Genomic DNA, 12,297 nt, shown 5'->3' on the forward strand with positions numbered 1-12,297 from the left:
CGCCTGGCCGTCCGAGGGCAGCTCGGCGGGCGCGCCGTCCTCTCCCGGCAGCGAGCCGGGCGCCGGGTCGGCGACGGCGGCCGGGGTCGGGGCCGGCACCCAAGTCAGGACGATCACGCCGGCCGCGATCGCCAGGACGGCGATCACCGCTGACGCGACCGTCAGCACGGTGCGCGACACGGTCTATTCGCCGCGGGAGCGGACGACCTGCGCCGCGCGGCGCGGGCCGAGCGCGATCGCGACCGCGCCGAAGAGCAGACCGCCGCCGAGCAGGCCGAAGCCGAGCGGCAGGCGCAGATCGTCGGACGGGGCCGACGCCGTGGCGCCGAGGTATCCGGCCGGGACCTCGGTGGGCACCGACGGCTGCTGCACCGTGCCCCCGCTGCCCGAGCCGTTGCCTGCCGAGGCGACGAAGTTCTTCGGGATCGAGCAGCTGACGCCGCCGAGCACCATGGTGGTCTGCACGTCGCTCAGCTTGGTGTCCTTGGCGTCGCGCGCGTGCGTGGTGATCATCGACACGCCCGGCCTGCACCGCCCGCGCACGCTGCTCGGCCAGCGGCTCAACGACGTCGTGCACGAGACCTGGTCCGAAGTGGACGTCGTCGGGTTCTGCGTGCCCGCCAACGAGAAGATCGGCCCCGGCGACCGGTTTATCGCCGCCGAGCTGACGAAGATCGCCCGGCGCACGCCGGTGATCGGCGTCGTCACCAAGACCGACCTGGTGAAGCCGGAGCAGGTCGCCGAGCAGCTGGTCGCGTTGCAACAGGTGATGGAGTTCGCCGACCTCGTGCCGGTGTCCGCTGTGGACGGTTTCCAGGTGCAGACAGTCGCCGATCTGCTGGTGCAGCGGCTGCCCGAAGGACCGCAGCTGTACCCGGGCGGCGAACTCACCGACGAGCCCGAGCAGACCCTCGTCGCCGAGCTGATCCGCGAAGCCGCGCTCGAAGGCGTCCGCGACGAACTGCCGCACTCCATCGCGGTGACCGTCGAAGAAATGATCCCGCGCGAAGACCGCGACGACCTCATCGACATCCACGCGCTGCTGTACGTGGAACGCCCCAGCCAGAAGGGGATCATCCTCGGGCACAAGGGCGAGCGGCTGCGCGAGGTCGGCGCGACCGCGCGCGAGCACATCGAACGGCTGCTGGGCACGAAGGTGTATCTCGACCTGCACATCAAGGTGGCCAAGGACTGGCAGCGGGACCCGAAGCAGCTGCGCCGGCTGGGTTTCTGACCGGTTCCCGTCGTGTCCGGCGGCGCGGGCGGGTAGCGTCAGGCCGAACCGTATCCGATTTGTCCAGGGGGACCGCATGACCGGCCCGTATCCGCCGCAGGGCCCGTACCCTCCGTCGTACGGCTATCCGCCGCAATACCCGCCGCCGCCGGACAGCAACCTGGTGTGGGCGATCCTCGCGACCGTGTTCTGCTGCCTGCCGCTGGGGATCGTCGCGATCGTCAAGGCCAGCCAGGTGAACACCCTGTGGTACCAGGGATACGCGGCCGAAGCGCACCGCGCGGCGGACGAGGCGCGCAAGTGGGCGATGTGGTCGGCGCTCAGCATCGCGATCCTGATCGGGCTGTACGTGCTCGTCGCGCTCGTCGTGCTCATGATCGCCGGAAACGTGCTCTGGTTCCATTGAGCACCGTCTACACCGGACTGCCGGCGCGCGGAACCCGTGCGGTGGCAAGGGCTCTCGCCGGTCCCGCGGCCGCGGCAGGCGGGATCGGTCTGGCCTGCGTCGCGGTGTGGCTCGGCGATCCGACCACGCCCGGCGGGCCGCTCCCGGTGTGCCCGACGAAGCTGCTGTTCGGGATCGACTGCCCCGGCTGCGGCGGGATGCGCATGGCGTACAGCGTGCTGCACGGCGACTTTTCCGCGGCACTGCACTACAACGCGGTGGCTCTGGTGTTCGTCGCGCTGTTCGCGTGGAGCGGTCTCGTGTGGACGATGGGACGGCTGCGCGGCCAGCCGATGCGGTCGTGGCTGCACTGGCGCTGGACGCCGCACGTCGTCGCGGTCGTGTTCGTCTTGTGGTTCGTAGTGCGCAACATTCCGTTCGCGCCGTTCACCAGCCTGTCTGTCTGAGTTAGCCCCGTTTTCGCTGTCCCCGGAACCGGTTCCGGGGACAGTGCGTCCAACGCGTCGCCCGATGCGGACACCTGCTCGTCTTGGCCCCGGCCAACGAGGTACGCTCCCGCGCACCGACGTGTCCGCATAGGACGCGATCAGCGCTCGCCTGCCGAGACCACGAACGAGGGGGACACTCGATGACCTATCCCTACGGCCAGCCCGGCGGCCCGCCTCAAAGCGGCCCGCCGTACGGCGCGCCGCCGGGACAGCAGGCACCGGGCGGCTATCCCCAGCCGGGCGGATTCGGCCAGCAGCCCGGCGGTTTCGGGCAGCCGGGCTTCGGCCAGCCGTACGGCTCCGGCAGGGTCTACGCGGACTGGGGCCAGCGCGCCGGGGCGTACCTCATCGACTTCGCGCCGTTGCTCGCCGGAATGCTTGTCGCGCTGCTCGTGTCGATGGCGTCGGGCGTCGCGGGCATGATCGTCTACCTGCTGGCGATTCTCGGCAATCTCGCCTGGACGGTCTTCAACCGCTGGATCAACGGCGGCAACACCGGCCAGTCGCTGGGCAAGCGGATCGTCGGCATCAAACTCGTCAGCGAGGCCACCGGCGAGCCGATCGGGGCCGGGATGGCGTTCGTCCGCGACCTCGCGCACGCACTGGACAGCATGGCGTTCGCGCTCGGTTTCCTGTGGCCGCTGTGGGACGACAAGGCGCAGACGTTCTCGGACAAGATCCTCAGCACCGTCGTGGTGCCCGCCGACCCCGCGCCTTCGGGTGCGCCGGGCGCGGCATTCGGGCAGCAGAGCGGATTTCCCGGTCAGCCCGGCGGGTTCGGGCAGCCCGGCGGTTTCGGTCAGCCTGGCGGTTTCGGTCAGCCTGGTCAGCCGGGCGGTTTCCCGGGGCAGCCGGGAGCCGCGCCGCAGCCGGGATTCGGTCAGCCGGGCGGCTTCCCCGGCCAGCCGGGCACCGCTCCGGGCTTCGGGCAGCCCGTCTCGGGCGGGTTCCCCGCGCAGCCCAACACCGGTTTTCCCGCCGCACCAACCGGATTCGGGGCTCCGCAGCCGGGGCACGGCCAGCCGCCGGTCCCGGGAACCCCGCCGCAGCAAGGATTCGGGCAGCCGGGCGTTCCGCCTCAGCCCGCGTTCGGCCAGCCGGGCCAGCCTCAGACCGCGTTCGGTCAGCCAGGTCAACCGGGCCAGCCGCAGCCGGGATTCGGGCAGCCGCCCGCCGCACCGGGAGCGTCTCCGCAGCAGCCGGGTCCGACGGCATTCGAGCAGCCCGAACCGACCCAGGTCGTGCGCCCGGCGGCACCTCAGCAGTCACCTTCCGAAGCGTTCGGCGCCGCCGAACGCACCCAGGTCGTGAAGCCGGCGGGCGAGCCGGAAGCGACGCAGATGATCAAGCCGGAAACACCGGAACCCGGTCCGGCGCAGTCCTGATCCGCACCGGATCAGGGTAAGCACGGTAAAGCACGAGAAACTCGGGGGAACCCAGATGACCAATCCCTACGGCCAGCCGCAGCAGCCCCAGCAGCCCTACGGCGGCCAGCCGCAGCAGCCCTACGGCCAGCAGCCGTACCCGCAGTCCGGTGCGACGCCGGCGCAGCCGTACCCGCAGCAGCCCTACGGCCAGCCCGCGCCGTACGGCCAGCCCGCCTACGGCGGCCAGCCCGGCGGCGACCTGAGCGCCATCAAGGACTACAAGGGCTGGGCGATCGGCTGCATCTTCCTGATGTGGATCATCGCGATCTTCGCGATCATGAAGTCGAACGAAGTCCAGACGTACAAGATGCAGGGCAACTACGCGATGGCCCAGCAGTCTTCGCAGACCACGCGGACGCTGTGCCTGGTCGCCACCATCATCGGTGCGCTCGCCTGGGTGTTCGCGATCATCATGATCATCATCAGCCTCGTGGCCGCGTCCGAGGTGCACAGCTACTACTGCACCGGCAGCTACTGCTGAACCAGGGTGTCCCGCCCCGGCATCGGTCCCGAAGTGGGACGATGTCGGGGTGGTGAACCTCTACCGCGACACCGGGGTGGTGCTGCGCACGCACAAGCTGGGCGAGGCCGACCGGATCGTCACCCTGCTCACGAGGCGGCACGGCAAGGTCCGGGCCGTCGCGAAGGGCGTGCGGCGCACGTCGTCGCGGTTCGGGGCGCGGCTGGAGCCGTTCGGGCACGTGGACGTGCAGTTCTATCCCGGCCGGTCGCTTGACGTCATCACCCAGGTCGAGACCGTCGACGCGTTCGCCCTGCCGCTGGTGGCCGACTACCAGCGCTACACCGCGGCGTCCGCGATCGCGGAAACCGCGGACCGGCTCTCGGCCGAAGAGGGCGAGCCGGTCATGAAGCTTTACCTGCTGGTCGTGGGCGCGTTGCGAGCCCTGGCCGGCGGACAGCGGGACGCGTCTCTGGTGCTCGACGCGTTTTTCCTCCGGGCCATGGCCTACGCCGGCTGGGCCCCGGCGATCACCGAATGCGCCCGCTGCGGCCTGCCCGGCCCGCACGCCGCGTTCAACGTCGCCGCGGGCGGCTCGATGTGCCCGGACTGCCGCATCGCCGGTTCGGTGCATCCCGCACCCGAGGTGCTGACCCTGCTGGACGCGCTGCTGCAGGGGGAGTGGGCGGTCGCCGAATCGTCGCCGGGGATTACCCGGCGGGACGCGTCCGGCCTGGTCGCGGCGCATCTGCAGTGGCATCTGGAACGGCAGTTGCGGTCGCTTCCGCTCGTGGAGCGGCGTGCCCGGGAGATCGCCGGGCCGGGCCCAGTAGGGTCGGCCGGGTAGAAAGTCCATTCTTCAGGAGGCCGCGAGTGCTGCGCAGGGGACGGGAGACCCGCTCGGCGGGGTACGAGCAGCGGGCGCCGGAGCCGCACCCCTCGGGCGCGAAACCGCCGGAGATCCCGCTGGACCTGGTGCCGAAGCACGTCGCGCTCGTCATGGACGGCAACGGCCGCTGGGCCAACCAGCGCGGCCTGCCGCGGATCGAGGGCCACAAACGCGGCGAGGCCGTGATGATCGACGTCGCGAGCGGCGCGGTCGAGATCGGCGTGAAGTGGTTGTCGGTGTACGCGTTCTCGACGGAGAACTGGAAGCGCAGCCCCGAGGAAGTGCGCTTCCTGATGGGCTTCAACCGCGACACCATCCGCCGCCAGGTCGACTACCTCGGTTCGATCGGCGTGCGCATCCGCTGGGCCGGGCGGCGGCCGAAGCTGTGGGCCAGCGTGATCAAGGAGCTGCAGGTCGCCGAAGAGAAGACCAAGAACAACACCAAGCTCAACATGACCATGTGCGTCAACTACGGCGGCCGCGCCGAACTGGGCGACGCGATGCGCCGGATCGGCCAGGACGTCGCGGCCGGGAAGATCAACCCGGACAAGATCGACGAGCGGACCATCGGGAAGTACCTGTACCAGCCGGAAATGCCGGACGTCGACCTGTTCCTCCGGCCGTCGGGGGAGCAGCGGACGTCGAACTTCCTGGTGTGGCAGTCGGCGTACGCGGAGATGGTCTACCAGGACACGCTGTTCCCGGACTTCGACCGGACGCACCTGTGGCAGGCGTGCCTCGACTTCGCCAAGCGCGACCGCCGGTTCGGCGGCGCGGTGGACCAGGCAGGGAGCACGAAATGAGCACCGCGGAAGCCGCCGAGACCGGCGCACTGCTCACCCGGGCGCGCGAAGCGCTGGAACGCTACCTGGAAGTCCACGTCGACGACGACGGCGCGATCACGTTCTCCCACGCGGACGTCCCGTGCGTCATCCAGGCGACCCGTCTCGCCGACGGCCTGACGGTGCTCAGCCTGACCTGCGTGGTGGCCTGGGACCTGCCCGACGACCCGGCGGTGGCGGTGGCGGTCGCGGAGCGGGCCGGGCAGGGGTTGTTCGGAACGCTGGGCGTCGGCCACACGGATCGCGGGATGGACGTGACGCTGCGGTACGCGTTCCCGGCGGAGGGGATGGACCCGTCGCCGTTGGGGACCTTGCTGATGCTGGTGGTTTCCACCGCTTCGCAGTTGCGGACTGAGTTGCCTGGCGTGGAGGCCTGAGCCGGGTTTCTGTTTCCTGACTGGGGTTGTCGCCTGGCTCGGCTGTGCGTCGCCATGTCCGGGGCGTTGTGACTCGGCCGGTTTTGGCGATGTGCGCTGTTGCGTTGGCCGGTCTTCGCGGTCAGACAGTGGTGCGGTGCCTGGTTGACTTCGCGCACCGGTTAAGACCGCTGACGCGTCGTCTTCGGTTGCTTCTCCTGGGAATCTCCCTGACTGGGCCGGACTTCGCGACTCGGCCAGTCCGTCGGTCGCCCGTTGTCCGCTTGGTTTCGCGTTCGCGGTTGCTGCGCCGCTCGGCTCGCGTCTCCAGCTATGCCACTAGCCCGAAGTGTGGCTTCTCCGTGCAAGCGATTTGGCTTCGTGTTCCGTTCCGCGTTCGCCGCCCTCTTCGTCCAAGCCGCTCCGCTGTCCGCCCCGAGTCCCTCGCTGTGCCCGCCCGAATCCGCCCCTTCCTCCCTCCCAATCGGGTGACATTCACGCAAAACCGGCGCGAGGGGTCCCCTCGCGACCCCTGCGGCTGGGGTTCTGTCGGACCCGGCTGGCATCATCGCCTTCGTGGAAACCCTTTCCAACAACACCGCCGAGGAGCGTCCCCGCACGCGACGGTTCCGGATCAGCTCCATCGAGATCCTGTGCGCAGTGCTGCTCGTCGCCGTCCTCGGGCAAAGCAAGCTCCAGGACCTCTTCGACGTGCCCGCGCTGCGCACCGGGTCCACCGTCTTCGTCGCGGTGTGCGTGCAGGCGCTGCCGTTTCTCGTGCTCGGCGTGCTGATCAGCGGCGCGATCGCCGCCTTCGTGCCCGCCCGCGCGCTGGAACGGGTGCTGCCGAAGAAAGCGTCGGCCGCGGTCGGAGTCGCCGGGCTGGCCGGAGTCGCCTTGCCCGGCTGCGAATGCGCGTCGGTTCCCGTGGCGCGCCGGTTGATCGGCCAAGGCGTCGCGCCCGCCGCCGCGCTCACCTTCCTGCTCGCCGCGCCCGCGGTGAACCCGGTCGTGCTGGTGGCCACCGCGGTCGCGTTCCCCGGCCGTCCGGAAATGGTGTTCGGACGGTTCGCCGGCTCGCTCGCGACCGCGATGGTGATGGGCTGGATCTGGGCCCGCTGGGGCAAACTCTCCTGGATCACCGAACGAGCGCTGCGCCGATTACCTGACGTCCAACCAGGACAGCAATGGCGCGTCTTCGCCGAAACCGCCCGCACCGATCTCGTCGAAGCCGGCGGATTCCTCGTCCTCGGCGCGCTGATTTCCGCGTCCCTCAACGTTCTCGTACCCGCGAAGTGGTTCGAAGTGTTGTCCGGACAGGTAATCGTCGGCGTCGTGGTGATGGCGGTCCTGGCCGTGGTCCTCGCGCTGTGCAGCGAGGCAGACGCGTTCGTCGCCGCCTCGCTCACCGCCGTGCCGTTGCTGCCGAAACTGGTGTTCCTGGTGGTCGGCCCCGCAATCGACGTCAAGCTTTTCGCTTTGCAGACAGGCACTTTCGGCCGATCCTTCGCCGCGAGGTTCGCCCCGGTCACCTTCGTGGTGGCGATCGCCTGCGGCACCATCGCGGGCGTGATCTTCCTCGGAGGCGTCCGATGAGGCGCGAAACCCAGAACGTGCTGCTGATCCTCCTGGGCGGCGCCCTGGTGAAGATCGCGCTCAACGGCGACTACCTGCGCTACGTAAAACCAGCCCAGCAGCCGTGGATCATCGCGGGCGGCGCAGTGATGCTGGTGCTCGGCGCGACAGCCATCATCCGCGATATCGCAGCCGCGCGCGCCGCGGCGAAAGCAGCCCAAGAATCCGAAGCGGACGTCGAACATCCAGACGCACACGGCCACCACCATCACCCGGCGCGCTCAGCCTGGCTGCTGGTCGTCCCGGTACTGGCGGTGTTCCTGGTCGCCCCGCCCGCACTAGGCGCGGATTCGGTCACCCGCACCGCAGCCCGCCTGCCCGCCAGCGCCGCGACCACGTCGGCAGCCGCGTTCCCGCCCCTCCCCGCCGGAGCGGTGGTCCCGATGGCGATGAACGAGGTAGTCACGCGCGCGGGCTGGGACGCCAACGGCACCATGAACGGACGCACCGTCGAAATCTCCGGGTTCGTCGTCCACACCGGAGGCCAAACCCTGTTGGCCCGCCTGGTCATCAGCTGCTGCGCGGCCGACGCGGCCCCCGTCACCGTGCACCTCAAAGGCGGCGGGGCCGACCGCTTCCCGAGCGATACCTGGCTGCGCGTCGCGGGCCAGATCGTCCCGGGCACCGCGACCCAGGCGAACAGCTACACGCCGGACCTGGTCCCGGCGACAGTCGAGCGGATCACCGCGCCGAAGGATCCGTATGAGTACTGAAAGGAGCGACGCCCCCGACTCCTCGTCCGCGACCGCCCAGGAACGCGGACCGCCGCTCTCGCCCGCCCGGTGCACCTGAGTCTCGTCGGCTGACCCAGCAGCGGTTCTGCTTCGCGTGCCCGCTCAAGCCCCGCCTCTTGAGACGGCTCCCGAACGGAACCTGACCGCGATCGGTCCGCATTGCTCAGTGTTGCGAAACCCTGCGGCCAGACGGCCTCGCAGCGGCTCCCGCTTGCCCGAAGCGCGCTCCAACCCCTCGACGAACCCGTCGCCCCGGCCAGCCTCGGAATGGTCCGCCGCCGAACCGAGTCGGCTCGCCTGTCCGGCGGCCCTGAGTGCTCCAGCGGCTCTCGGTACTGCCGCCGCTGGGATGGCGCAGCAGCCATCTCCGACGGCAGCACTGCTGTGCTGGGTCGAAGGGACCGGATTGCCGACCGGTCGGCAATCCGGAACGTCCCGGACGGCTGCAGAACGCGCTCGCCGTCCAAGGGGGCCAGCCCGCGGTCGCTCGGCCACCTCGCGCGTCCCGGACCGTCGCGGAGCAGTTCGCCGCCATGCTCGGCAGCGCGCGTGCTCGGCGCCCGGAACGTCTCCGGTCAGCCCCAGCCCGGGTCCGGGCCGGGACGAGGGCCAGCTCGCGTGCTCGGCACCCGGAACGTCTCCGGCCAGGCCCAGCCCGAGTCCAGGCCGGGACGAGGGCCAGCTCGCGTGCTCGGCACCCGGAGCGTTTCCGGCCGGGCCCAGCCGGGGTCCGGGCCGGGACGAGGATCAGCTCGCGTGCTCGGGAAACCGGAACGTAGCGGCCAGCCCCAGAAAGGGTCGCGGTCGGGAGGAGGGTCAGCCCGAGTGCTCGGCGCAGGTGCCGGTGATCTCCACGGTGTGGCTGATCTCGGTGAACCCGTGGTCCGCCGCGATCTTCTCCGCCCAGCGTTCCACCGCCGGACCCTCGACCTCGACCGTGCGCCCGCACACGCGGCACACGAGGTGATGGTGGTGGTGCGACGAGCACCGGCGGTAGATCGCCTCGCCGGAGTCGGTGCGCAGGACGTCGATCTCGCCCGCCTCGGAGAGCGACTGCAGCGTCCGGTAGACGGTGGTCAGGCCGATGCCGTCGCCGCGTTTGCGGAGTTCGTCGTGCAGTTCCTGGGCAGAGCGGAAGTCGTCGACGGTGCTGAGCAGGTCGACCACCGCCGCACGCTGCTTCGTGGAACGCCGGCCGGGCACCGGGACCTGTTTGGGGACCGAGGACATCGTCACTTCCCTTCCTGCACGTGGGCGACCGCGTCGACGACGATGTGCGCCAGATGGTCGTCCACCAGCCGGTAGACGACCTCGCGGCCGCGCCGCTCGCCCCGCACCACGCCCGCGGTCTTGAGGACGCGGAGGTGCTGGCTGATCAACGGCTGGGCGACGTCGAGTTCGTCCACGAGTTCGTGCACGCACCGGTCCGCCTCCCGCAACTGCAGCACGATAGCGATCCGCACCGGAGCGGCGAGCGCCCGGAGCAGTTCGCCCGCGTCGGCGAGCACGACCGGAGGCAGAACCGCCGGTCCGATCCCGGCGGACCGACCGGCCGATGCAGCCGCGCTGCCCGCGTCGACGGGATGCGGCGGGTCCGCCTGCCCGCCGTCGACGACCGAGGCGGCGGAAGCACGCTCCGGAGGTGCCGCGGTGTTCTGGGCTGCGTCCGGTCCCGAGGCGGCTGAGCTTGCCGCTGTCGGCTCGAGTGCGGTGGAGGCGCTCTTCGCGGGCGTCTCGGTGTTCTTGGCTGCGGCCCGTTCCGGGGCGGCCGAGCTTGCTGCTGTCGGCTGGACGGCAGCGGAAGCGCCTTCCGCAGACGCCCCGGTGTTCTTGGGCGCGGCCGGATCCGGAGTGGCTGGATTCCCTGCGTCTGTCTGGTCCACAGCAGCGGAAGCATGTTCCCCGGGCCGCTCGGCGTTCGTGCCCGCGGCCGAGTCCGTGACTGGATGTGCTGCGGTTGTCTCGTCCGTGGCAGCGTTCTTCACTGAGGCCTCGACGTTCCTGGTCGTTGCCGAATCCCGGCTGGCTGAGCTTGCCTCGGGGGCCGGTCCGATGCGTCCCGCGTTCCCGGCTGCTTCCGGAGCGGTCGCCGAGCGCGGGCTTCCCGCAGTCGAACCCTCCGCACCAGCTCCAGCCGCCCCCGCCGCGCCGGAAAACCCAGCCCCACCGGACAGGGCGCTCGAAGGTGCCGATGCCATCGCTGCCTCCACTCGCGTCCCGCCGCCCGTCTCGGGCCGCCGTCTCCCGGGGCACGGCACGGCGCGAACCGTGGCCTGTCCGGAGTGGCGTTTCCGAAGCCGGATGTCATTGCCGATAACCTTCGCCGCCATCGTAGTGTTCCCTTCCGCGGGCGCGGCGAGCGCCGGGCCACGAGGGGACCGGCGTTCCGGCTGGCCCGATCGGGTGAGTTCGGGAAGATTCGGCTTGTCGGCTTCGCAAGTCGTGGCGGACGGTGCAAGGTTGTCGCGGGGGCGTTTCGTCGCGTCTCGTACAGTGGCGGATCGCTCGGGGTTGCCGGAGGGCAGTGGGGAGACATGACTCGTTTCGTGACGAAGGCCGCGGTGGCGGCCCTGGTGGCACTTCCCGCACTGGCTCCGGCCGCCGCGGCGCAGACCGCGGCCGGGCAGGCTGTCGACGAGAAGACCGGTCCGGTGTCGTTCGCCAACGTGGCGTCGGTCCGCCTCGGCGGCGATCCGCAGCACGGCGGCGCGCTGATCACCGAAACCCAGCGGTCCCCGCTCACCCCCGGCCAGTCGCAGCTCGGCACGGACCGGGTGGCGGTGCCGAAGAACGACGGCGAGCGCAACACCTTCGGCCCGAACTACGAGATCGACCTCGGCAAGTACGCGGACAGCTCGGCCAGCGCGTACCCGGCGGGCATCGCGAGCCGCGACCACCAGGTCGTCGCCGCGCTGCAGACCACCCACGTGCCCACCGCCGTCGCGGAGACGAACTACGCGCTGCGCGACAACGGCCGCAAGAAGCTCAAGCCGCTCGACAACACGATGCTGGTCCTCGAAGGCGCGCGCAGTTCGGTCGACTGCTCCGGCCCGGGCAAGGTCACCGGCGCCACCACGGCCGCGCGCGTCTGGGTGCGCGGCGAGGACGACGCGCTGAAGCAGGTCGCGATGCCGGCCAGCGGGACGCTCAGCGTCACCGGCCTCAAGATGGGCTCGCCCACGAGCGTGCCGCAGGCCGACGCCGAAAAGACCACCTCGGACCTGGTCGTGTCCCGAGTTTCTGCGTTCGACCAGCTGATCAAGCAGGACGGCTGGCGCTCCGGCGACGTCACCGCGCAGGCCGGCTGGCGCGTCGAGATCACCACGCACGCGCGCGACGCCAAGGACACCAAGCTGAGCGACGTGCAGACCACCATGGTGCTCGGCGGCGTCAGCTGCTCGATCCCGAAGAACTTCGTCGCCTCGGCAGGCAACGGCTCGGGCAGCGGGGGCACGGTGCAGCAGCCGTCGGTGCCCACCGAGGTCCCGGCCGGATACCTCGGCGCCGCGGCGTCGGCCCCGTCCGACGATCTGCGCCTGCCGCTCGGCTTCGGCCTGCTCGGCGGCGGTCTGCTCTTCGGCGCGGTCGCGATCGCGCTCGGCCGGCGCCGCGCGGCGCGGGTCGTCCGCTCCCGCGGCGAATAGACCGTGTCGCGCACCGTGCTGACGGTCGCGTCAGCGGTGATCGCCGTCCTGGCGATCGCGGCCGGCGTGATCGTCCTGACTTGGGTGCCGGCCCCGACCCCGGCCGCCGTCGCCGACCCGGCGCCCGGCTCGGTGCCGGGCGAGGACGGCGCGCCCGCGAGCTGCCCTCGGACGGCCAGGCG

Annotated in this window: 13 protein-coding genes and 2 pseudogenes; 11 read left to right on the forward strand and 4 right to left on the reverse strand. The window is 70.8% G+C overall.

Going from position 1 to position 12,297, the window contains the following annotated elements:
- Nucleotides 1-180: pseudogene (locus D0D37_RS43370) on the reverse strand (sortase); the annotation flags it as partial.
- 3 nt (nt 181-183) lie between these two features.
- Nucleotides 184-513, reverse strand: coding sequence for a hypothetical protein (locus D0D37_RS43375; protein ID WP_208720545.1), 330 nt, complete (start codon nt 511-513; stop codon nt 184-186).
- On the opposite strand from D0D37_RS43375, the pseudogene era reads away from it, so the two are divergent.
- From era to D0D37_RS43425, 10 genes and pseudogenes are all read left to right on the forward strand, one after another.
- Nucleotides 497-1,234: pseudogene (era, locus tag D0D37_RS43380) on the forward strand (GTPase Era); the annotation flags it as partial. The gene D0D37_RS43375 and the pseudogene era sit on opposite strands and share 17 nt — an antisense overlap.
- A gap of 76 nt (nt 1,235-1,310) precedes the next feature.
- A complete protein-coding gene (locus tag D0D37_RS43385) occupies nt 1,311-1,640 on the forward strand; it encodes a CD225/dispanin family protein (RefSeq protein ID WP_116206387.1) in 330 nt (109 codons plus the stop codon).
- Nucleotides 1,637-2,086, forward strand: coding sequence for a DUF2752 domain-containing protein (locus D0D37_RS43390; protein WP_116206388.1), 450 nt, complete (start codon nt 1,637-1,639; stop codon nt 2,084-2,086). The genes D0D37_RS43385 and D0D37_RS43390 overlap by 4 nt, the downstream gene beginning before the upstream one ends.
- A 182-nt stretch (nt 2,087-2,268) precedes the next feature.
- Nucleotides 2,269-3,513, forward strand: a complete 1,245-nt coding sequence (locus D0D37_RS43395) for an RDD family protein (protein WP_116206389.1) — start codon at nt 2,269-2,271, stop codon at nt 3,511-3,513.
- A 55-nt stretch (nt 3,514-3,568) separates the two neighbouring features.
- Nucleotides 3,569-4,036 (forward strand): CD225/dispanin family protein, encoded by a 468-nt coding sequence (locus D0D37_RS43400; protein WP_116206390.1) that lies wholly within the window; start codon nt 3,569-3,571, stop codon nt 4,034-4,036.
- Nucleotides 4,037-4,085: 49 nt separating this feature from the next.
- Nucleotides 4,086-4,862 carry a DNA repair protein RecO gene (gene recO, locus D0D37_RS43405; protein ID WP_116206391.1) on the forward strand — a complete coding sequence of 259 codons (777 nt, stop codon included), beginning with the start codon at nt 4,086-4,088 and terminating at the stop codon, nt 4,860-4,862.
- Nucleotides 4,863-4,888: 26 nt separating this feature from the next.
- Nucleotides 4,889-5,707 (forward strand): isoprenyl transferase, encoded by an 819-nt coding sequence (locus tag D0D37_RS43410; protein ID WP_116206392.1) that lies wholly within the window; start codon nt 4,889-4,891, stop codon nt 5,705-5,707.
- On the forward strand, nt 5,704-6,123 hold the full coding sequence (locus D0D37_RS43415; protein ID WP_116206393.1) for a YbjN domain-containing protein: 420 nt from the start codon (nt 5,704-5,706) through the stop codon (nt 6,121-6,123). Before D0D37_RS43410 ends, D0D37_RS43415 begins: the two co-directional genes overlap by 4 nt.
- A gap of 555 nt (nt 6,124-6,678) precedes the next feature.
- A complete protein-coding gene (locus tag D0D37_RS43420; RefSeq protein WP_162834766.1) occupies nt 6,679-7,698 on the forward strand; it encodes a permease in 1,020 nt (339 codons plus the stop codon).
- Nucleotides 7,695-8,450, forward strand: a complete 756-nt coding sequence (locus tag D0D37_RS43425; protein ID WP_116206395.1) for a TIGR03943 family putative permease subunit — start codon at nt 7,695-7,697, stop codon at nt 8,448-8,450. The genes D0D37_RS43420 and D0D37_RS43425 overlap by 4 nt, the downstream gene beginning before the upstream one ends.
- A gap of 837 nt (nt 8,451-9,287) precedes the next feature.
- Here the strand turns inward: D0D37_RS43425 and D0D37_RS43430 are convergent.
- Together D0D37_RS43430 and D0D37_RS43435 are read right to left on the reverse strand one after the other, a co-directional pair.
- Nucleotides 9,288-9,701 carry a Fur family transcriptional regulator gene (locus D0D37_RS43430; RefSeq protein ID WP_162834767.1) on the reverse strand — a complete coding sequence of 138 codons (414 nt, stop codon included), beginning with the start codon at nt 9,699-9,701 and terminating at the stop codon, nt 9,288-9,290.
- A 2-nt stretch (nt 9,702-9,703) separates the two neighbouring features.
- Complete coding sequence (locus tag D0D37_RS43435) at nt 9,704-10,006, reverse strand: ArsR/SmtB family transcription factor (protein ID WP_116206398.1); 303 nt, start codon at nt 10,004-10,006, stop codon at nt 9,704-9,706.
- Nucleotides 10,007-11,005: 999 nt separating this feature from the next.
- Between D0D37_RS43435 and D0D37_RS43440 the strand changes: the two genes are divergently transcribed.
- Nucleotides 11,006-12,115 carry a hypothetical protein gene (locus D0D37_RS43440; protein ID WP_116206397.1) on the forward strand — a complete coding sequence of 370 codons (1,110 nt, stop codon included), beginning with the start codon at nt 11,006-11,008 and terminating at the stop codon, nt 12,113-12,115.
- Nucleotides 12,116-12,297: the final 182 nt, after the last annotated feature.

It is taken from the genome of Amycolatopsis circi (assembly GCF_003385235.1).
In the GTDB taxonomy this organism is placed as follows: Bacteria; Actinomycetota; Actinomycetes; order Mycobacteriales; family Pseudonocardiaceae; genus Amycolatopsis; species Amycolatopsis circi.

Excerpts from the sequence above, each read along its gene's own strand:
- D0D37_RS43375 (WP_208720545.1), bottom strand. The coding sequence starts at position 513 with ATGATCACCACGCACGCGCGCGACGCCAAGGACACCAAGCTGAGCGAC.
- D0D37_RS43385 (WP_116206387.1), top strand. The coding sequence starts at position 1,311 with ATGACCGGCCCGTATCCGCCGCAGGGCCCGTACCCTCCGTCGTACGGC.
- D0D37_RS43395 (WP_116206389.1), top strand. The coding sequence starts at position 2,269 with ATGACCTATCCCTACGGCCAGCCCGGCGGCCCGCCTCAAAGCGGCCCG.
- D0D37_RS43400 (WP_116206390.1), top strand. The coding sequence starts at position 3,569 with ATGACCAATCCCTACGGCCAGCCGCAGCAGCCCCAGCAGCCCTACGGC.
- D0D37_RS43415 (WP_116206393.1), top strand. The coding sequence starts at position 5,704 with ATGAGCACCGCGGAAGCCGCCGAGACCGGCGCACTGCTCACCCGGGCG.
- D0D37_RS43425 (WP_116206395.1), top strand. The coding sequence starts at position 7,695 with ATGAGGCGCGAAACCCAGAACGTGCTGCTGATCCTCCTGGGCGGCGCC.
- D0D37_RS43430 (WP_162834767.1), bottom strand. The coding sequence starts at position 9,701 with ATGTCCTCGGTCCCCAAACAGGTCCCGGTGCCCGGCCGGCGTTCCACG.
- D0D37_RS43440 (WP_116206397.1), top strand. The coding sequence starts at position 11,006 with ATGACTCGTTTCGTGACGAAGGCCGCGGTGGCGGCCCTGGTGGCACTT.